20 protein-coding genes are annotated in these 19894 nt (G+C 42.3%); 15 read left to right on the forward strand and 5 right to left on the reverse strand.

Going from position 1 to position 19894, the window contains the following annotated elements:
• Nucleotides 1-24: 24 nt before the first annotated feature.
• The 4 genes from ACVR1I_RS09905 to ACVR1I_RS09920 are packed head-to-tail and all read left to right on the forward strand — an operon-like array spanning nt 25 to nt 4088.
• Nucleotides 25-1986 (forward strand): GGDEF domain-containing protein, encoded by a 1962-nt coding sequence (locus tag ACVR1I_RS09905; protein WP_447443864.1) that lies wholly within the window; start codon nt 25-27, stop codon nt 1984-1986.
• Nucleotides 1987-1996: 10 nt separating this feature from the next.
• Nucleotides 1997-2449, forward strand: a complete 453-nt coding sequence (gene rplI / locus ACVR1I_RS09910; protein WP_447443865.1) for a 50S ribosomal protein L9 — start codon at nt 1997-1999, stop codon at nt 2447-2449.
• Nucleotides 2450-2480: 31 nt separating this feature from the next.
• On the forward strand, nt 2481-3833 hold the full coding sequence (gene dnaB, locus ACVR1I_RS09915; protein ID WP_447443866.1) for a replicative DNA helicase: 1353 nt from the start codon (nt 2481-2483) through the stop codon (nt 3831-3833).
• 3 nt (nt 3834-3836) lie between these two features.
• Complete coding sequence (locus ACVR1I_RS09920) at nt 3837-4088, forward strand: Veg family protein (protein WP_447443867.1); 252 nt, start codon at nt 3837-3839, stop codon at nt 4086-4088.
• A 37-nt stretch (nt 4089-4125) separates the two neighbouring features.
• Here the strand turns inward: ACVR1I_RS09920 and ACVR1I_RS09925 are convergent, their stop codons facing one another.
• Entirely contained in the window at nt 4126-4290 is a 165-nt protein-coding gene (locus ACVR1I_RS09925; protein WP_447443868.1) for a helix-turn-helix domain-containing protein, read from the reverse strand.
• Between the two features lie 241 nt (nt 4291-4531).
• On the opposite strand from ACVR1I_RS09925, the gene ACVR1I_RS09930 reads away from it, so the two are divergent.
• The 6 genes from ACVR1I_RS09930 (at nt 4532) to ACVR1I_RS09955 (ending at nt 8504) form a co-directional block, all read left to right on the forward strand.
• Complete coding sequence (locus ACVR1I_RS09930; protein ID WP_447443869.1) at nt 4532-4813, forward strand: thiamine-binding protein; 282 nt, start codon at nt 4532-4534, stop codon at nt 4811-4813.
• Between the two features lie 4 nt (nt 4814-4817).
• The gene (locus ACVR1I_RS09935) at nt 4818-5552 is read left to right on the forward strand and encodes an ABC transporter permease (protein ID WP_447443905.1); all 735 of its coding nucleotides are present in this window, start codon (nt 4818-4820) and stop codon (nt 5550-5552) included.
• Nucleotides 5553-5566: 14 nt separating this feature from the next.
• Nucleotides 5567-6562, forward strand: a complete 996-nt coding sequence (locus ACVR1I_RS09940; RefSeq protein WP_447443870.1) for an ABC transporter substrate-binding protein — start codon at nt 5567-5569, stop codon at nt 6560-6562.
• Between the two features lie 3 nt (nt 6563-6565).
• Complete coding sequence (locus ACVR1I_RS09945; protein ID WP_447443871.1) at nt 6566-7294, forward strand: ABC transporter ATP-binding protein; 729 nt, start codon at nt 6566-6568, stop codon at nt 7292-7294.
• Between the two features lie 202 nt (nt 7295-7496).
• A complete protein-coding gene (rpsD, locus tag ACVR1I_RS09950; protein WP_018374015.1) occupies nt 7497-8108 on the forward strand; it encodes a 30S ribosomal protein S4 in 612 nt (203 codons plus the stop codon).
• Between the two features lie 99 nt (nt 8109-8207).
• The gene (locus tag ACVR1I_RS09955; protein ID WP_447443872.1) at nt 8208-8504 is read left to right on the forward strand and encodes a DUF4298 domain-containing protein; all 297 of its coding nucleotides are present in this window, start codon (nt 8208-8210) and stop codon (nt 8502-8504) included.
• A 19-nt stretch (nt 8505-8523) separates the two neighbouring features.
• Here the strand turns inward: ACVR1I_RS09955 and ACVR1I_RS09960 are convergent, their stop codons facing one another.
• Nucleotides 8524-9834 carry a sensor histidine kinase gene (locus ACVR1I_RS09960; RefSeq protein ID WP_447443873.1) on the reverse strand — a complete coding sequence of 437 codons (1311 nt, stop codon included), beginning with the start codon at nt 9832-9834 and terminating at the stop codon, nt 8524-8526.
• On the reverse strand, nt 9831-10544 hold the full coding sequence (locus ACVR1I_RS09965; protein ID WP_447443874.1) for a LytR/AlgR family response regulator transcription factor: 714 nt from the start codon (nt 10542-10544) through the stop codon (nt 9831-9833). The genes ACVR1I_RS09960 and ACVR1I_RS09965 overlap by 4 nt, the downstream gene beginning before the upstream one ends.
• 189 nt (nt 10545-10733) lie before the next feature.
• Between ACVR1I_RS09965 and ACVR1I_RS09970 the strand changes: the two genes are divergently transcribed.
• Complete coding sequence (locus tag ACVR1I_RS09970; RefSeq protein WP_447443875.1) at nt 10734-13637, forward strand: glycoside hydrolase family 3 protein; 2904 nt, start codon at nt 10734-10736, stop codon at nt 13635-13637.
• 48 nt (nt 13638-13685) lie between these two features.
• On the opposite strand, the gene ACVR1I_RS09975 is transcribed toward ACVR1I_RS09970, so the two are convergent.
• Nucleotides 13686-14405, reverse strand: coding sequence for a MerR family transcriptional regulator (locus ACVR1I_RS09975; protein WP_447443876.1), 720 nt, complete (start codon nt 14403-14405; stop codon nt 13686-13688).
• A gap of 269 nt (nt 14406-14674) precedes the next feature.
• Here ACVR1I_RS09975 and ACVR1I_RS09980 point away from each other — a divergent pair, with 269 nt between their 5' ends.
• Nucleotides 14675-15154: a GtrA family protein gene (locus tag ACVR1I_RS09980; protein WP_447443877.1), complete on the forward strand. Its 480-nt coding sequence runs from the start codon at nt 14675-14677 to the stop codon at nt 15152-15154.
• A gap of 29 nt (nt 15155-15183) precedes the next feature.
• On the opposite strand, the gene ACVR1I_RS09985 is transcribed toward ACVR1I_RS09980, so the two are convergent.
• On the reverse strand, nt 15184-15549 hold the full coding sequence (locus ACVR1I_RS09985; RefSeq protein WP_447443878.1) for a YbaN family protein: 366 nt from the start codon (nt 15547-15549) through the stop codon (nt 15184-15186).
• A gap of 141 nt (nt 15550-15690) precedes the next feature.
• Between ACVR1I_RS09985 and ACVR1I_RS09990 the strand changes: the two genes are divergently transcribed.
• From ACVR1I_RS09990 to ACVR1I_RS10000, 3 genes are all read left to right on the forward strand, one after another.
• Nucleotides 15691-16257, forward strand: coding sequence for an MptD family putative ECF transporter S component (locus ACVR1I_RS09990; RefSeq protein WP_447443879.1), 567 nt, complete (start codon nt 15691-15693; stop codon nt 16255-16257).
• 134 nt (nt 16258-16391) lie between these two features.
• Nucleotides 16392-18791 carry a glycoside hydrolase family 3 C-terminal domain-containing protein gene (locus ACVR1I_RS09995; protein ID WP_447443880.1) on the forward strand — a complete coding sequence of 800 codons (2400 nt, stop codon included), beginning with the start codon at nt 16392-16394 and terminating at the stop codon, nt 18789-18791.
• A gap of 82 nt (nt 18792-18873) precedes the next feature.
• Entirely contained in the window at nt 18874-19887 is a 1014-nt protein-coding gene (locus ACVR1I_RS10000) for a glycosyltransferase family 2 protein (protein ID WP_447443881.1), read from the forward strand.
• The last annotated feature ends 7 nt before the right edge of the window (nt 19888-19894 follow it).

A 19894-nucleotide genomic window follows, 5' to 3' on the forward strand; every position in this document is an offset into this window, starting at 1 on the left:
TAAAATGGCATGCAGAGGTTAAAGATGAAAAAATTTCGATTTTCAACCCTTCATTTTATCATGTTGGGGCTCATTTTATTTGGAATGATTGTATTATTAAGTCGCTTTTTTGCTGATATGGTAGCGACTTACTTTGTTGTGTTTGTAGCACTTACTAGTTTGGTCTTGGCCTTAATTTTACAAAAAAAATCCTATGACATTAGTGAATTAGAACAGATTGAATACCTCAATGAACAAGCCAATCATGGCTTATTGAAAGTATTAGACCAGATGCCAGTCGGTGTGATTAAGATTCGCAAAGAGGATAATCATGTTGAGTGGTTTAATCCGTTTGCGGAATTGATTTTTGCTCAGGAAGATGGCGAGTTTGATCAAAAAAAATTAAAAGAGATTGTCGATGTCGGTTTAGATACTGATCGCTCGTACGCCTTGTTTGGTGAGAAAAGATATGCTGTGCATGTTGATATCCAGCAAGGTCTGTTTTACTTTTTTGATGCTTCTACGGAATACACCGCAACGTCTAGTTTAATTGGTAGCCGTCCAGTGATTGGGATTATTTCAGTTGACAACTATGACGAATTGGAAAATACGGTCACGGATTCTCAAATTAGTCAGGTCAATAGTTTTTTGGCTCAGTTTGTATCCAATTTTGCAGAAGAAAATCAGATTTACTATCGCCGTGGGACCATGGACCGGTTTTATTTCTTTACGGATTATGCGGTATTGGAGCGTTTGATTGATACAAAATTTGATGTCATTGATAAGTTTCGTGAAGAAGCAAAGAATTTAGAATTGGCTTTGACATTGAGTATTGGGATTGCCTATGGTGATGGCAACCATCAGTTGATTGGTCAAGTGGCTATGCAAAACCTCAATATGGCTGAAGTGCGTGGTGGAGACCAAGTGGTGATCAAAGGTAGTGAGGACAATCAGCAACCGAAATTCTTTGGCGGTGGCTCTGCTTCTGCTGTTAAACGAACCAGAACTCGTACAAGAGCCATGATGACGGCTGTTTCAGACAAGCTGAAAACGGTCGATGCTGTTTTTGTAGTGGGTCATAGAAATATGGATATGGATGCTCTAGGGTCAGCTGTTGGTATGCAGTATTTCTCACAAAACATCATGAACAATGCCTATACGGTCTACAATGAAAAGGAAATGTTTCCAGATATTGAGCGAGCCATTAACAAGCTTAAAGAGGAAAATTGTTCGAATCTGTTGACAATTGAAGAGGCGACGAAGAAAGTCACTCCACAGTCCATCTTAATTATGGTAGACCATTCTAAGATTGGTTTAACACTGTCTAAGGATTTCTATGAATTATTTGAACAGGTAATCGTAGTAGACCATCACCGTAGGGATGCAGATTTTCCGACGAATTCAATTTTGACCTATATCGAAAGTGGTGCGAGTTCAGCTAGTGAATTGGTAACGGAGTTGATTCAATTCCAGAATGACCGCCGATTTAAGCTCAATCGCCTCCAATCCAGTCTTTTGATGGCAGGCATTATGCTGGATACGAAAAACTTTACAGCGCGTGTGAATAGCAGGACCTTTGATGTGGCTAGTTATTTGCGCACAAGAGGAAGTGACAGTCTTGAAATTCACACGATTTCTGCAACTGACTTTGACGAGTATCGCCGCATCAATGAGCTGATTCTTCGAGGGCAACGTTTGGGAGATGGGATGATTTTGGTTATGGGTGATGGAGATATTGCCTATGACAATGTGACACCAAGTAAGGCGGCAGATGCTATTCTAGATATGTCAGGAATTGAAGCGGTCTTTGTTGTTACAAAAAACATCAATGGTTATACGGCTATTTCTGCTCGTTCACGTAGCAAAATTAATGTCCAACGCATTATGGAAGCTATGGGCGGTGGTGGTCATTTTAACCAAGCTGCTGCTCAAATCAAGGATCAGACGCTTGCCGCTGTCGAAGCTTCCTTGAGAGAAAAAATCCAAGAAGAAATAAGCGAAGAATAGGAGAAAAGACATGAAGGTAATCTTTTTAGCAGATGTAAAAGGCAAGGGGAAAAAAGGGGAAATCAAAGAAGTCCCAACAGGTTATGCCCAAAACTTTTTGATTAAGAAAAATTTAGCCAAGGAAGCAACTAATCAAGCAATTGGTGAATTGCGTGGTCAACAAAAGGCAAAAGAAAAAGCCCATGCTGAGATGATTGCAGACGCAGAGCAATTGAAAGCGACCTTAGCCAAAGAAGAAACCGTTGTGCAATTTACAGAAAAAGTCGGCCCAGATGGCCGGACCTTCGGTTCTATTACCAGCAAGAAAATTGCGGAAGAATTGGAAAAGCAATTCGGAATTAAAGTTGACAAACGCCACATTCAGTTGGATCATCCATTGCGTTCCATCGGCTCGGTGGAAGTGCCTGTCAAGCTATACCAAGACATTGTTGGTGAAATCCAATTGCAAATTAAAGACGCCTAAGCAAATCTTATTATTGTAGGGAGGTGAGTGCGTGTCAGAACTAAATGAATTGCGGATGCAACCCCATGATTTATTGGCAGAACAATCCGTTTTAGGGGCTATTTTCATTGATGAAAATAAGTTGTTGTTTGTCAGAGAACATATTGAGTCAGATGACTTCTTTAAGTATGCTCATCAGCTAATCTTTAAAGCGATGATTGCTCTTTCTGAACGCAACGAAGCCATTGATGCAACAACCATGCGGAATCACTTGGACAATCAGGGTGATTTGGAAAACATTGGTGGTCTGGGCTACTTGGCTGAAATTATCAACTCAGTCCCTACATCAGCCAATGCGGAATATTATGCCAAGATTGTGGCAGAAAAATCCAACCTACGAAAAGTCATCGAGCGTTTAACAGAGTCTGTGAACAAGGCTTATGAGGGGGCAGAGGACTCAGATGCCATTATTGCAGCGGCGGAGAAAGCCCTGATTGATGTCAGCGAAGGAACGACTCGTTCTGGTTTTCGGAAGATTGATGATGTTTTAAACATCAACTTTGAATTATTGGAAGAGCGGTCGCAACAGACCAGCTCAATTACAGGGATAGCTTCTGGGTATCCAGCTCTAGACCATATGACAACAGGTTTCCATGAGGAAGAGTTGATCATTTTGGCAGCTCGTCCTGCGGTTGGTAAGACAGCCTTTGCCCTCAATGTTGCTCAAAATATTGCAACAAAATTAGGGAAGACGGTTGCCATCTTCTCTTTGGAGATGGGTGCGGAAAGTTTGGTCGACCGGATGTTGGCCTCAGAAGGTGTTATCAACTCTCGGTCTATTCGTACCGGTCAGTTGAGCGATGATGAGTGGCAAAAACTCATGATTGCCCAGTCCAATCTGGCCAGATCCAGCATCTATATCGATGATACGCCAGGGATTCGGATTACAGAAATCCGCTCCAGAGCTCGTAAATTAGCCCAAGAAACCGGTAACCTTGGTTTGGTCTTGATTGACTACTTGCAGTTGATCACAGGAAATGGCCGCGAAAGCCGACAACAAGAAGTTTCTGAAATTTCACGTCAGTTAAAAGTCTTGGCAAAAGAGTTAAAGGTTCCTGTTATCGCCCTGAGTCAGTTGTCTCGTTCCATTGAACAACGGGCGGACAAGCGTCCCATGCTGTCTGACTTGCGGGAATCAGGATCAATCGAGCAAGATGCGGATATCGTAGCCTTTCTACACCGGGATGATTACTATCATAACGAGGAAGAAGAAGGGGCTTTGCCAAATAATACCGTTGAAATCATTATCGAAAAAAACCGTTCGGGTGAACGGGGTCAAGTCGAGTTGATTTTCCAAAAAGAATACAATAAGTTTTCAAGTATTTCCAAGAGAGAGGAAGGATAAGAGATGAGTGATGCATTTACAGATGTGGCCAAGATGAAGCAAATCAAGGCAGACATAAAAGAACATGAAGGACAAGTGGTTGAATTGACCCTTGAAAACGGTCGGAAACGCGAAAAGAACAAACAAGGAAAGATCATCGAGGTCTACCAATCGCTCTTTATCGTTGAGTTTGAAGATCCGAACAATACCTATGTAGAATCTTATACCTACTCAGATATTTTAACGGAAAAAATCTTGATTCATTATCTAGACTAAAAAAAGCAACCTCACAAGGCTGCTTTTTTTGATGGCTTTATTCGTCTGGCACATATTCCAAAATATCACCTGGTTGGCAGCCCAGTTCTTTGCAAATGGCTTCCAGGGTTGAAAAACGGATGGCCTTGGCCTTTCCGGTCTTTAAAATGGAGAGATTGGCCGGTGTGATGCCGATACGCTCTGCTAAATCACCAGACCGCATTTTTGCAAATCCTTGCTTTATTTAAATTTTTTCAGAAAACGGCTTCCTTGACTTTTGAGACCGTTTTCGTTAAGATTAAGGTATTGGGAGTCTGTGTACAGTCTGAGAGGAAGTGTAAGCTTCGACCGCACCTGATCTAGGTAATGCTAGCGTAGGGAACGATAAGAATGACACATATTTTATGCACTTTTTCCCAGGGAGAGAGTGTTTTTTTAGTTTAAAAAGAATGGAGGTTTAGGAAATGAAGGCCAGTATTGCACTGCAAATCCTTCCCTTGACGGACCGAGATGAGCGTTTGCCAGTCATTGAAAAGGTGATCGCCTATTTACAGGAACAACCTGTCAAGCGGGTGGTGACACCGTTTGAGACGGTTTTAGAGGGAGATTGGGAAGAATTGTTTCCGATTTTGGGGCAGGCTATTGAGTTAGCTGGCCAAGAAGCGGACAATATTTTTGCCAATGTGAAGATTAACTACGGACAGATTTTGTCTATTGAGGAAAAAATTGAAAACTATCATTCGTAAACAAATGAGCTGGGTTGGGATTGGTCTCTTGCTCCTTGTCTGGCAGGGGATGGGCTACCTGAAACTCTTGCCCAAGTATATCTTGCCAACTCCAATCGAGATTGTACAAGCCGTGATAAGGGATCGGGAACTCTTGCTGCAACATAGTCTATATACCTTGCGAACAGCCATGCTGGGTCTCTTTTTAGGGGTCGTCATCGCTTGTTTGCTGGCCTTGGTCATGGACCGTTACAGCTGGATCAACGATATGCTTTATCCGATTTTAGTGGTTATACAGACCATTCCGACCATTGCGATGGCTCCTATCTTAGTGCTTTGGTTGGGCTATGGTTTGTTGCCCAAAATCGTGCTCATTATTTTAACCACCACTTTCCCCATTATTGTCAGTATCTTGGATGGTTTCCGTCAATGTGATGCGGATACCCTTCGGCTCTTTCAATTGATGGGCGCTACCCCCTGGCAGGTTTTGCGACATTTCAAGGTGCCCAATTCGCTTCCCTATTTTTATGCTGGCCTCCGTGTCAGTGTCTCCTACGCTTTTATCTCTGCTGTTGTTTCAGAATGGCTGGGCGGATTTGAGGGTCTAGGAGTTTATATGATTCAATCGAAAAAACTGTTCCAATATGACACCATGTTTGCGATTATCATCCTCGTTTCATTGATCAGCTTGCTGGGCATGAAAGTGGTTGAAATCAGCGAAAAATATGTGATCAAATGGAAACCAAGCATCACCAAATAGAAAAAGGAATAAACATGAAAAAGAAATTTCGTCTTGTAGTAGCGTCTTTACTAGCTCTCTCTGTCTTTGGTTTGGCGGCTTGTTCGCCAGCTAAGGAAGGCAAAAAAGAAGAGAAGACCATTGATTTTATTTTGGACTGGACGCCAAATACCAACCACACAGGTCTCTATGTCGCTTTAGAAAAAGGTTATTTTGAAGAAGAAGGCGTGTCAGTTGACATCAAGTTGCCATCAGAAGACAGCTCTTCAGACTTGGTTATCAACGGCAAGGCACCATTTGCAATCTACTTCCAAGATTCGATGGCTAAAAAGTTAGAAAAAGGAGCTGGGATCACAGCGGTTGCGGCCATTGTGGAACACAACACTTCTGGTATCATTTCAGCTACCCAGGCCAATATTACAACGCCAAAAGACTTGGTCGGTAAAAAATACGGAACCTGGAATGATCCGATTGAATTAGGTATGTTGGAAACCTTGGTAACAGAAGCGGGTGGCGACTTTGAAAAGGTCGAAAAAGTACCTAATACGGATGCCAACTCAGTGACACCTATTGCCAATAAGATGTTTGAAGCGGCTTGGATTTACAAGGGCTGGGACGGTGTTATGGCCGAAAAAGAAGGCATCGAAACCAATTTCTTCTACTTAACTGATTTTGAAAAAGCCTTTGACTACTATTCTCCAGTTATTATTGCCAACAATGACTACCTCAAGGAAAATGAGGATGAGGCTAAAAAAGTGCTCAAGGCCATCAAAAAAGGTTACCAATTCGCTATTGAAAACCCTGAAGAAAGTGCAGAAATCCTCATCAAACATGCGCCAGCTTTGGGAAATCAAAAAGAATTTGTGGTCGCTTCACAAGAATACTTGTCTAGTCAATACGCTGCTAATCCAGAAGACTGGGGTAAATTTGACGCTGAGCGTTGGAATGCCTTCTATGCATGGGCTCATGAAAAAGGAATTTTAGAAAAAGATATGAAAGACCAAGGTTTTTCAAATGACTACTTGGACTAACGAATGAAGAAAATTGAATTGCAAAACCTCTCTTTTTCCTATGAGAAAGAAGCTATCTTGAAACAAATCAACCTCTATGTCAAACCGGGAGAAATTGTGTCCATTTTGGGTCCTAGTGGAGTTGGAAAAACCACCCTATTTAACCTGATTGCGGGAATCTTGCCGGTCAAAGAAGGCCGTATTCTGGTTGATGGAGAGGAAAATCCAAAAGGAAAGGTCAGCTATATGCTACAAAAGGACCTCTTATTGGAACACAAAACCGTTTTGGGCAATATTATTTTGCCCTTGGTTTTACGTGGAATCAAAAAGAAAGAGGCGATTCAAGAGGCGGACCAGCTCCTAGCTACTTTTGAGTTGGCTCATGTGCGCGATGCCTATCCACACGAGCTGAGTGGCGGGATGCGGCAACGGATCGCCTTGTTGCGGACCTATCTCTTTGGGCATGATTTGTTTCTCTTAGATGAAGCCTTTAGTGCTTTGGATGAGATGACCAAGATGGCTCTGCATGATTGGTATCGGGAGATTCACCAGAAACTGGAGTTGACCACCCTTTTGATCACCCATAGCATAGAAGAAGCGATCGAGCTGAGCGACCGCATTTATGTCTTGAACCATCGTCCTGGTGAGATTGTGGCCGAACTAGCCATGGATTGGAAAAGAGCTGAGCAACCGGATTTGGCCAAACTCCAGTACCGAAGAGAGATTTTGGGCCTTCTGGGGTTGAAGAAATAAGAAAAAAGCCTTGCAATAGGCTTTTTTTCGTGCTATAATACTCTTTGTGTGAAATAATAGCAGCTTGATATGAAGCTCGTCAACAGATTCTCTGAAAAACCAGTAACCTTGGCTGTTTAGGCGAAGGGTATCTGCACGAATCAGAATCAAGTAAATCGTTATTTCCTCAAAATATATTTTATTTAGAGGAGGACTTGATAACATGTCACGTTATACAGGACCATCATGGAAACAATCTCGTCGCCTTGGCTTGTCTCTTACAGGCACAGGTAAAGAATTAGCACGTCGTAACTACGTACCAGGACAACACGGACCAAATAACCGTTCTAAATTGTCTGAATACGGTTTGCAATTGGCTGAAAAGCAAAAATTGCGTTTCTCTTACGGTTTGGGTGAAAAACAATTCCGTAACTTGTTCGTACAAGCTACTAAAATCAAAGAAGGAACTCTTGGTTTCAACTTCATGGTTCTTCTTGAGCGTCGTTTGGACAACGTTGTTTACCGTCTTGGCCTTGCGACTACTCGTCGTCAAGCACGTCAATTCGTAAACCACGGTCATATCCTTGTTGACGGCAAACGCGTTGATATCCCATCATACCGTGTTGAAGTTGGTCAAGTGATCTCAGTTCGCGAAAAATCTGCTAAAGTTCCAGCTATCCTTGAAGCAGTTGAAGCAACTCTTGGACGTCCAGCTTTCGTATCATTCGATGCTGAAAAATTGGAAGGTTCATTAACTCGCTTGCCAGAACGCGATGAAATCAACCCAGAAATCAACGAAGCTCTTGTCGTAGAATTCTACAACAAAATGCTTTAATTCTCACTTTGTGGAGAACTTCAAAAACCAGCTTTGGCTGGTTTTTTTGTTGCAAAAAAAGCTACTTCCCGCTATGATAGAAAAAAGGAGGTGCAGTAAATGACACCAGAAGAACAGGCGCGTGTAGAGGAACTGGAAGCTAAATATGACCGTTTTCAACCAGTTTTAGAACAAGTAAAAAGTACTTTGGCAGCTTTTCAGTCTGCCTATCGTGATTACCAGGAATTGCGTACCTTTTACGGTAGCGAGGAGTGGTACGACTTACGTGAAAAGCCACATGAAAAGGTAAAAGCAGGCGTCTTAAGTGAGGACCAACTCTATGACTTGATTGTGGAACATAATGATTTGCTTGGACAATTCTTAGAGCTGGCCAACCAAATGTACAAAGACATGTAAAAAGCACCGAAAGGTGCTTTTATGCTTGTGGAATTAAGATTTTTAGGCGGACCCAATTATCTTCCTTAGTCAAGGTCAGTTGGCCATTGTATTTTTGGGTGATGTAATCCATGCTTTTGAGGCCGATTCCGTGGTAATCCTTGTTTTTCTTTGAGGTACTCGGGAGGGTATGACTGGATAACTCAATATTGGAGGTGTCGTAATTGTCCAACCGCATCACAATAAAGTTGTTATGGCTGGAGACTTTTAGGGTAATCAGCCTTTTTTCTTCTTGTGGGATTTTTTCCACGGCTTCAATGGCATTGTCCATGGCATTTCCAAAGAGCGCAGAAATATCCATTGCATCCATGAAGTTCAAGGGTTCTCCCTGTACGATACAGGTGAAATTGATTTTGTTTTGCAGGCAATAATGGTTTTTCTGGGTCAGAATGGTATCCAGAATGGGATTGCCTGTTTCAACTTTGGTCTCAAAATTTTGAATGGCAATGGTCATTTCATCCAGGTATTGATTTTGTTTTTGTTTATCGGCTTCTTGTCGAATGATGTACAATTGGTGTTTCAAGTCATGGACTTTACGACTGATCAATTCACTGTTTTCACGGTAGGCTTGGTATTGTTTGTACTGAAGCTCGAACATCCGGTTAATAGAGGACAACTCTTCTCGCAAGTATCGGTCGTATTGCTGGGACTCCTGGGTAAACAGTAGCAGCATTCCCGATAGGTTAGCCGTCGTTCGCAAGATGAAAATACTGGTTGAATCTTGGAATTGCCGTGTGCCAGACAGGATAAAACCGATATTACTAAAGGAAAAGATAGCAACTGATGTAAAGACAGCGACGGCGACGTCGCGTTTATCAATAAACTTATCTAGATCAGCTAGGGTTGTTTTCTTTTCTTGGCGGTAAAGCAAGTAGAGGACGAGGCAGTATAGTGCAAGGACGAGTGCCATTTGGCTAGCTAAGCTATCGTAGCTGGTTTTTAGCAGGGTCAGGCAGTAGATGTGCCAGGAGATAGATGCGATTAACTCGGCAGCAACAAAGGCTTTGGCGGTCAGGTAAATCTGGGTCAAGGGCTTTGATACCCCTAAAAATGAGATGGAGGCATACATCCAAGCGATATTAATCAGCATTCCGAGGACCCAAAAGGTGAGGGGGAATGTTCCGGCTAGCAATTGTAGAATGACTTGTCCGAGAAAAATGAGCGGAATCACCCATTTTCCCAGTAGTTTGAGGCGACTAGCTTCTGACAAAGGATAGCAGACTAGAAGACACGCTAAGGTTTCTGCAAGGGCTGTATAGGCTCGTGGAATATCTGGAAAATGGGTCATCATAGGAGGGTGTCTCCTACGTAATTGGTCAAGGCAGCCATGAAGTCTTTTTTCCGAGGACGGCTGATTTGAAGTGGCTCACCATGTACATAAGCAATATTGCCAGCTACTTTTTCAACATAGGCCAAGTTGACAATGTAACCGGAATTGGAACGGAAGAAGTTTTTCGAATCCAGTAAACTCTCCATGTTTTTTAATGAATTATTGGTTGTCACTACCCCTTTTTTGGTGTGCAGATGCAGGTTGTGTCCAACACTTTCTATATAGTAAATATCGTTCAGGAATACTTTAGTAGTTGTGGATTTGTTTTTAATATATAAGAACTGTTCTTCTTCTTCCGAGCTTGGCAGTTTTCGGAGAATCTTTTTGAAATGTTCTTCAAAGACAAACTGACTAAGAGGTTTTAAGAGGAAATCAGTTGCTTCGACAGAATAGCCTTGAATGGCCACTTGAGAATGGTTGGTCACAAAAACCAGTAAGACATCCTTGTCTAACTGACGGATTTTTTGGGCAGTGGTCATACCGTCCATGATTTCCATTTCGACATCTAGGTAAATGACATCAAATAAGGATTGGTAGTCACTGGTAATATCCAAGCCATCATTAAAACAGACCACCTCAACATTCAGATGATTGGCTTGGCAATAATCTGTAATGTAGGAAGTGAGTCGGTCTTGTTCGATTTTTTGGTCTTCAACAATCGCAATTTTCATGAGAATCCCTTTCTATTGTATCCAGTATACCAAAATCATGGAAAAAATTATAGTGCGACGACAGAAATGCAATTTATGATAAAAAATCGACAGATTATGAGGAAAGGGTTTTCAGTTTTCTTTTCTTTTGATAAAGTAAAAAGCGTAGAAAAGGCTTTCAAAGTCTTAGAAAAATTTAGGAGGGGTCTTATGAAGACTTGGAAAAAGACTGGTTTAGCAGGTCTTGTTGCTGCGGTAGCTTCTGTTGGAGCGACGGTGCAAGCAAAAGATTACGCTAGCTCATACCAACCATGGGATGCGGCAAGTATGGTTAAAACAGCATTGATTGCTTCAAGTGTTGCTGTGGTGGCACTCTTTGCCTATTTTATTTATCGCGGGGTTCAAAACAAATCCTTTGCAGGTAAAAAAGGTAAAATTTTAACAGCTTTATTGGCATTGTTAGGGGTTGTCATTATTGGTGCCAACTATGCTGTCAATATGTTTGTTAACGTGGTCGATACCTACTTTGCACCATCTTATGCGGACGATGCTAAAATCGCAGATGCTGAGAAAGTATCAAAAGCGTTGGCGACTTCTATTCAAGAAGAAGGTTCTGTTCTTCTTGAAAACAAAAATAACACTTTGCCATTAAAAGATACAAAGAAATTGAACGTCTTTGGTATTTCTTCTGTGTCCATCACTTATGGTGGATCCGGTTCAGGTGCGGCGGATGAGTCTAAAAACGTGAATCTTCAAGCGGGTCTTGAAGGAGCAGGTTTTGAATTGAACGCTGAGTTAACAGATTTCTATACTGAAAACCTTCCTAAAAAAGAAGGAACCAACATTTTCTCACTTAATGGTGGTGACTACAACATTTACGAACCAACACAAGACAAATACACAGACGAATTGCTTGCGAATGCAAAAGATTTCTCTGATACAGCGCTTGTTGTGATTTCTCGTAATGGTGGTGAGGGTGCTGACCTTCCATATGAAATGTCTGAATACCAACAAGGGGACAAAGGCAAACACTATCTTGAATTACAAGATGTTGAAAAAGCAATGTTGAAGACGGTTACAGATAACTTCGATAAAGTGGTTGTCTTGGTCAACTCATCAAACGCTATGGAGCTTGGTTTCTTGAAGGAAGCTGGAGTTGATGCCGCTCTTTGGATTGGTGGACCTGGTTCAACTGGTTTGACAGGTGTTGCCAATATCTTGGCAGGTGAAGTCAACCCTTCAGGTCGTTTGGTGGATACATACGCTTATGACATTACAAGCAATCCTGCCTTCTACAACCAAGGTGACTTCAACTATACAAACATCACTTACGAACGTACTCCTTGGGGCGCAAAAGAGCCTCAAGAAATGAACTACAAGTTCCTTGATTACCAAGAAGGTATCTACGTTGGTTACCGTTACTATGAAACACGTTATGTGGACAATGCGACTGGTAAAGTGGACGAGGCAGCTTATGATGCAGCAGTTCAATACCCATTTGGTTATGGTTTGAGCTACACTGATTTCAAACAAGAAATCAAAGACATGAAAGAAGTTGATGGCCAAATTGAAGTAACAGTAGAAATAACAAATACTGGTGATGTTGCTGGTAAAGATGTTGCTCAAGTTTACTTCACTGCACCATACACTGTTGGTGGTATTGAAAAATCTCACGTTGTCTTAGCTGGTTTTGACAAGACAGAAGTCTTGGAACCAGGCGCAAGCGAAACCTTGACTATCACTTATGACCGTGATGACATGGCTTCATACGATTACAAAGGTGATAAATCTTATGTTCTTGACCAAGGAACATACGAAATCAAATTGATGAACAATGCTCATGATGTTTTGGATTCAGAAGAATACAAAATTGAGAAGAAAGAAGTTGTGAAACAACGTATTTCTGACAAGATTGAGGTTACAAACCAATTTGATGAAGCGGCAGGTGACGTGGTTTACACAAGTCGCGCAAACTGGGAAGGTACCCTTCCAAAAGAACGCACTCCTGACAGAGAAGCAAGTGAAGAAATTGCAGCCGCAATGGCTTCTGACAATGTCCCAACTGAAGATGATCCTGCAGCAGAAGAAATTGTTATCAAAGACAATGGCCTACGTTTGGTAGATGTAGTTGGCCTTGACTATGATGATGAGAAGTGGGATCAATTGCTTGAGCAAGTATCAGTAGCTGAAATGGCTCAATTGATTCAATTTGGTGGTTACGCAACTGGTGCGGTGAAATCGATCGACAAACCAGCTGTGGTTGACTTGGATGGTCCTGCAGGTATCAACGGTATCTTCCAAGGTATCAAAGGTATTCAATTCAACTCAGAAGTAGTTGTCGCATCAACCTGGAACCTTGATCTTGCAGAAGAAATGGGTGATGCATTTGCTAAGGAAGCATTGGCACACGGTATCGTCGGTCTCTATGCTCCAGCAGTAAACATTCACCGTACACCATTCTCAGGACGGAACTTTGAGTACTACTCAGAAGATCCATATATTTCAGGTAAAATGGCATCTGCATTAGCGAAGAAAGCCCTTGAAAATGGCGTTTATACCTTCACTAAACACTTTGCCCTCAATGACCAAGAAGACAACCGTGAGGGTGTTGCAACTTGGTCAAATGAACAAGCCATTCGTGAAATCTACTTGAAAGCATTTGAGATTCCTGTAAAAGAGGGCGGTGCTACAGCCTTGATGTCATCCTTTAACCGTATCGGAACAACATGGGCTGGTGGTGACAAAGCACTCCTTACAACAGTTCTTCGCGACGAGTGGGGCTTCAAAGGTATGGTCATCACTGACTTTGCTGGTGCTCCTCACATGTACGCAGACCAAGCCATCCGTGCTGGTGGTGACTTGATGTTGACACCTATGGGGTTAATGTTGACTGAAAAATCAACCGGCACAAATGTTGGTCAACAAGCAATGCGTCAAGCTACGAAGAATATTTTGTACACTGTTGCAAACTCCGCAGCATTTGACATCTACAAACCAAAAACAAAATGGTGGCTAGTTGCCTTGATTGCTGCAAATATCGCTTTACTTGCTCTTCTTGGTTTTGGCTTGATGAAAGTCACTGGTAAGAAAAAAGATGAAGTAGAAGTTGCTTAATCAACAAGACATAAGAAAAGAAGTTGGATTTTCCAACTTCTTTTTTGATTAGGTTTTCTCCACCAATTCGATGCACTTACTGGTCTGTGAACAATGAGGACAGGTCAATGTTCGTGTCTTAGGAGTGTGTCTTGCCCATACAAATGCTTGAAAGGCGGGTTTAAAGCTCTGATGGCAAATAGGGCAGTGATACTGCACTTGTCGGTAATAATTGCGAACGAGATACCAAAGTCCGCCTATGTATAGGATCGCTGCAGGAATGGCCAGCCATTTGACAGAAGCCCATTCACTAAAATAGAGCAAGCCGATAAAGAGTGCGATGACAAGAATGAGTTTGAGGTATTGCTTGCCTGCAAACCGACGCCAAGTAAGATGGTGTTTCATGGTTAGAGAAATGTCAGATAAGTTGTTTAGGGAAAAATCAGTCTCGCCTTGAATGGTCTTTCGTAAGAGCTGCAGTTCTTTGATTTTAACCTCTTGGGCTTTAGCTGTTTCTTGCAAACTGGCAATGTGCGTGTCCAGAAGGGTAGACAAGACAGCTTGGGATTGGTCGTCTGCTAGAACATCTTTGATGTGGGCGAGGGAGAAGTCCAATTCTCTTAAATAGGCAATTATCTGAAGAATCTGAACATCTTCTTCCTTGTAGATTCGACGACCGCCCTCTGTCCAATCCGACGGACTCAAGAGTCCGCGTTGGTCATAGTACTGCACTGTTCGCACAGTAACGCCAACTTTCTTGGCGATTTCCCCTGTGGTATAGTGTGACATTTCTTTCACCTCCTTTCTGAATCCATCTTATCATGTGACCTTGGGTCATGAGCAAGCCCATACGCAAGGTGATTTTTCATTTTCTTTATTGTAACAGAAAGTGACGATGTTGACAGTAAATTGACAGGCCTGTAAAGCAAAAACTGATATGGCGTTTAACGGTTAAAACGGCAGATTATGCAGACAAAGGAACAAATTATGTAAAAACGCTTTCTTTGTTTGATGGACTTGGTAAAATAAAAGCAACAAAACTATTTCTGGAGGCTCTTATGAAAGAATGGATTGAAAAACATCCTGATTTATGGGAATTTATTAAATTTAACGTCTTGTCAAACATCGCGACCATTACCAATTTTTGTGTCTTGTGGATTGGGAGCAGCTTTTTGTTTAAGGCGTTCAGTAACCAACCATTTGAATGGTTCATTTTTAACTACCCTGTCAAAAATGGTGGTTTGAACGGATTTTTGTCCTTCTTGTTAGCCTATGTTGCGGCTCAAATTGTCAACTACATTGTCCAACGCAAATTGGTATTTGGGGCAGAAAATGATATTTCCAAAACCATTCACTGGTATATTTTGACCGTTGTCGTCGCTGGGATTTTGTCCATTGTCTTGCCGCCTTACACAACTGCCTTGTTTCAACAATGGGGCATGGGCCTTGGATTGGCACAGACCTGTGCCAACTGGGTCAACATTTTCGTTCAAGTGGCTGTTAACTACCCAATGATGAAATATGTGATTATGAAATAAAGAAAACCTCCATTGGAGGTTTTTTGTTTTTATTCTTCTTTATTGGGGATAACCATAAAGAGGTAGTAGGTAATAAAAATAGTTAGGCAAAAGAGAGCAATCTTGACGGCCTTGATGGGGGCCAAGTAGATGGAGCTGGCCATGAGTAAGTATATTTGCCAGATGATTTTCTTTTTGCGGCTCTTGCTGATGGACTTGGTTTCGGCATAATCGGCTACATAAAAATGGTAAATCTTTGTTTGCTTGAGCCACACCTCGAATTTTTCTGAACTTTGGGCAAAACAGTAGCCAGACAACAAGAGTAAAGGTGTGGTTGGAATGATAGGTAAGATAATGCCAGCAACGCCAATTCCTAGACTAATCCATCCACCTATTACTAACAGTAATTTTTTCATACGGTCTCCTTTGTACTGTTTACCATTATATCAAAAAGCAGGTAAAATGGGAGAAGAAAATGTGAAAAATTATCAAGTTTGACAAGGGCTAAGCAACCTGTCATAATAGAAAAGAATGATTTATAGAAAAGGATACACTAAATGAAAAAATCAATTATCAAAGCAACTGCCTTGTCTGCCCTTGTCTACTTCTTATGTGTTGGACTAGCGGTAGCCATTGACCTAGGTCTTTTTAAGGTAGCCAATATGGCCCATACCCCTGCCATGGCCGCTCTTTTTGCAGGAGGAGTCTACCTTTCCTTGGTGAGAAAGACCCGGCAGTTTGGTCCGATTTTGGTCTTGGGCCTTATGATGTCAGCCTTTTTCTTCTTCTCAGGGCATTTTGTTTGGTCCTTTGTACCAAATCTTTTGTGTGCTTTGGTAGCAGAGGGGATTGCAAAATCGGGTGATTATCAGGACAGAAAGCGTAACATTCTATCCTACGCTATCTTTTCTTTGGGAAATCTCGCACCGATTGTAACCATGTGGATTGCGCCAAAAGCCTACGCAGCGCAGCTCTTGGCAGAAGGAAAAGACCAGGCCTATGTGGACAAGGTCATGATCCCGGCCTCTTTTGGAACAGTTTCAGCCCATCTTTTAGGAGTCGTGGTCTGTGCAGTAGTTGGGGCCTTGATCTATGAGTGGGTGTTAACAAAAAAACAGAAATAAAGTTGAGGATTTCTCAGCTTTTTCTTTTTTCAACAATTTATGTCAAGAATACGTCAAATTATGAAGAAAGCGTTTTATTCTAGTTGCTTCTTTGATATGATAGGCTTATCAGATTGTAGATACGGAGAAATGAAATGAAACATCAAGAAGTGATCTCACGTTTAACTTTAGAAGAAAAAGCAGCCCTTATGGCTGGTAAATCCGTTTGGGAAACAAAGGATTATCCTGAAAAAGGAGTACCATCCATCTTCCTTTCAGATGGACCGCATGGTATCCGCAAACAAGAAGGAGAAGGAGACCACCTTGGTCTCAATGCCTCTATCCCTGCTACCTGTTTCCCAACAGCTGCCACCCTTTCCAATAGCTGGAATCCAGCCTTGGTGGAAGAAGTTGGCCAAGCATTGGGGGCAGAAGCCAGTAGCTTAGGTGTCCACATGGTCTTGGGGCCTGGACTCAACATCAAACGCAATCCGCTTTGTGGTCGAAATTTTGAGTACTTTTCAGAAGATCCGTATCAGGCAGGAAAAATGGCAGCAGCCATGATCCGAGGTCTGCAAACACAAGGCGTGGCTGCGACACCAAAACATTTTGCGGTCAACAGCCAAGAGTTGCGTCGGATGGCGTCAGATTCCGTTGTCGATGAACGAACCCTTCGTGAAATTTACCTGACCGGCTTTGAAATGGCTGTAAAAGAAGCCAATCCGAAAGCTATCATGAGTGCTTACAACAAGATCAATGGTATCTATGCCAATGAAGACAAGCGCCTCTTGCAAGATATTTTGCGAGATGAATGGGGATTTGAAGGTCTTGTTGTATCAGACTGGGGTGGCTCCAATGACCATGCTTTGGGTGTCCAAAATGGTAGCCATTTGGAAATGCCGGGCACAACTACGGTTGGACAAAAAGAAATTATCGATGCGGTTAAAGATGGTCGCTTGTCTGAAACCATCTTGGACCAACGGGTGGATGAATTGTTAGCGGTTGTTCTTGATTTGGCCGCACAAGAAAAGAAAACAGTCGACTATGCTGTCCAAGATGAGATTGCTAGAAAAGCTGCTGCAGACAGCTTGGTTCTCTTGAAAAATGATGAAGGAATTTTGCCATTGGCTGCTGATCAATCATTGGCCATCGTTGGTGAATTTGCGAAAAATCCTCGTTACCAAGGTGCCGGCTCTTCCTTGATCAATACCAAGAAATTAACGAATATGGTAGACCATGCATCGGATTATGGTTTGAATGTTCTTGGCTACGTGCAAGGCTACCAACGGGTGGATACACCAGATGAAGGTTTAGCCTTAGAAGCAGTAGCGCTGGCTAAAAAAGCAGATACCGTCCTCTTTTACATGGGATTGGATGAAATTAGCGAAAGTGAAGGCCTGGACCGCAGACACTTGTCTCTTCCGAAAAACCAATTGGCTCTTCTGACTCAGTTGGTGGAAGCCAATGCCAATATCGTGGTGGTTATGGCGGCGGGTTCTGTCGTAGACATGAGCTGGGATAAGGATGTCAAGGCTGTTCTACATGGTTACCTGACAGGTCAAGCTGGGGCCCTTGCGATTTTAGATGCCTTGACAGGTCGAGTCAATCCAAGCGGAAAATTGAGCGAGACCTATCCAGAAACCCTGCAAGACGTACCGTCTTCTCGCGATTTCCCAGCAGAGGGCGACTATGCTCTTTACCGTGAAGGCTTGTACGTTGGTTACCGTTACTTTGATACCGTTCAAAAACCGGTTCAATACCCATTTGGTTTTGGTCTTTCCTATACCAGCTTTGTTTACAGCAACTTGCAGGTGGAAAAAAACGGCATTCGCCTAACCGTTGCAAATACAGGATCCGTAGCCGGTAGCGAGATTGTGCAGCTGTACATCGGAAAAGAAGACAGTGTCTTGTACCGTCCCCGTAAAGAATTAAAAGGTTTTGCAAAAGTGTACTTGGAAGCTGGCCAGTCTCAGGAAGTCTTCATGGCCTTTGATGAGTATACCTTCCGTTATTTCAATGTGGCGACAGATCGTTTTGAAATCGAAGAAGGAACCTATATTGTGTCTGTTGGGGCAAGCAGTGCAGATATCCGCTTGACTGCCCAGCTACAACAAGAAGGAACAACAGCTGTTTACCCGGATATGTTGGACTTGCCAACTTATTTCTCAGGGAAAGTAAGTGCTGTGTCAGATGAGGAATTTGCCAAACTACTCGGTCGTCCTGTACCAGTTGAATCCTGGACTGCTGGTCAAGAGTTGCGTCTCAACGACCCATTGTCTAAGATGAAATACGCTAAGAGCGGTTTGGCCCGTTTGGTCTTTAAAATTTTGGATAGTTTGCTCAAAAAAGCAGAAGCCAAAGGAAAACCAGACCTCAATATCCTCTTTATGTACAACATGCCATTTAGAGCTCTGGCCAAGATGACGGGAGATCTCTTGGACCAAAACATGGTTGCGGCGATTTTGGTCATGGTCAATGGGAAATTCTTTAAAGGCTTGGGACAACTTTTTAAGGCCTTGCGTGCCAAACAAAAGTACCAAAAGCAACTTTCTTAAAAATATGGTACAATAAGAGAAATAAAGAAATGAGAATGCCAGCAGTTCAGTGTTGGCATTCTACTTGTAAAATGGAGACAGTATGACCTTATTAAGTATTGCAATCCCGAGTTACAATTCAGAAAGTTATTTGCACTATTGTGTGCACTCTCTTGTTATTGGTGGGGATCAGGTAGAGATTTTAATTATCAATGATGGATCCAGTGACCGCACGCAAGAGATAGCGGAGTCGCTTGCGAATCAGTATCCCAATGTTCGAGCTATTTCGCAGGAAAACAAGGGACACGGAGGAGCTGTGAATACTGGTATCTATGAAGCCAAGGGAAAGTATTTCAAAGTCGTCGATAGTGATGATTGGGTGGATGCCCGCGCCTATCTGAAAATTTTAGAAACCCTCAATGAGCTAGAAAAAAATGAAACCCCGGTTGATGCCTTTATTACCAACTTTGTCTATGAAAAAGAAGGGCAATCGCGGAAGAAGAGCATGAGCTACCAGGAGACTCTTCCTGAAAATCGCATCTTCAAGTGGCAGGATGTGGGTGTCTTTTCAAAAGGACAATACATGATGATGCATTCGCTCATTTACCGGACGGAAATGCTTCGTGAAGTAGGGCTTGAGTTGCCAGAACACACCTTTTATGTGGACAATATCTTTGTCTTTACACCGCTCTTGGCAGTTGAAACCATGTATTATTTGCCAGTTGATTTTTACCGGTATTTTATCGGCCGAAACGACCAGTCAGTCAATGAAAATGTCATGATCAAACGGATTGACCAGCAGCTCAAGGTCAATAAAATCTTAGTAGATAATTTGAAATTGGATGAAATTGACAATCCTGATTTGCGCAGCTACTTGCTCAATCATGTGGAAATCACCACTATCATCTCTTGTGCCCTCTTAAACCGTGGAGGAACTGGTGAACATATGGCCAAGAAACAAGAGTTGTGGCAGTACATTCGGGAGAACAATCCAGCTCTCTTTAAGATTGTTCGTAAGGGATTGTTGGGGCAATTGACCAATCTATATGGATTACCAGGTCGTAAAATCTCAAATGCCGTTTACAAGATTGCCAAAAGTATTTATGGATTTAATTAATGAAAAG

Source organism: Streptococcus cameli, from assembly GCF_053207365.1.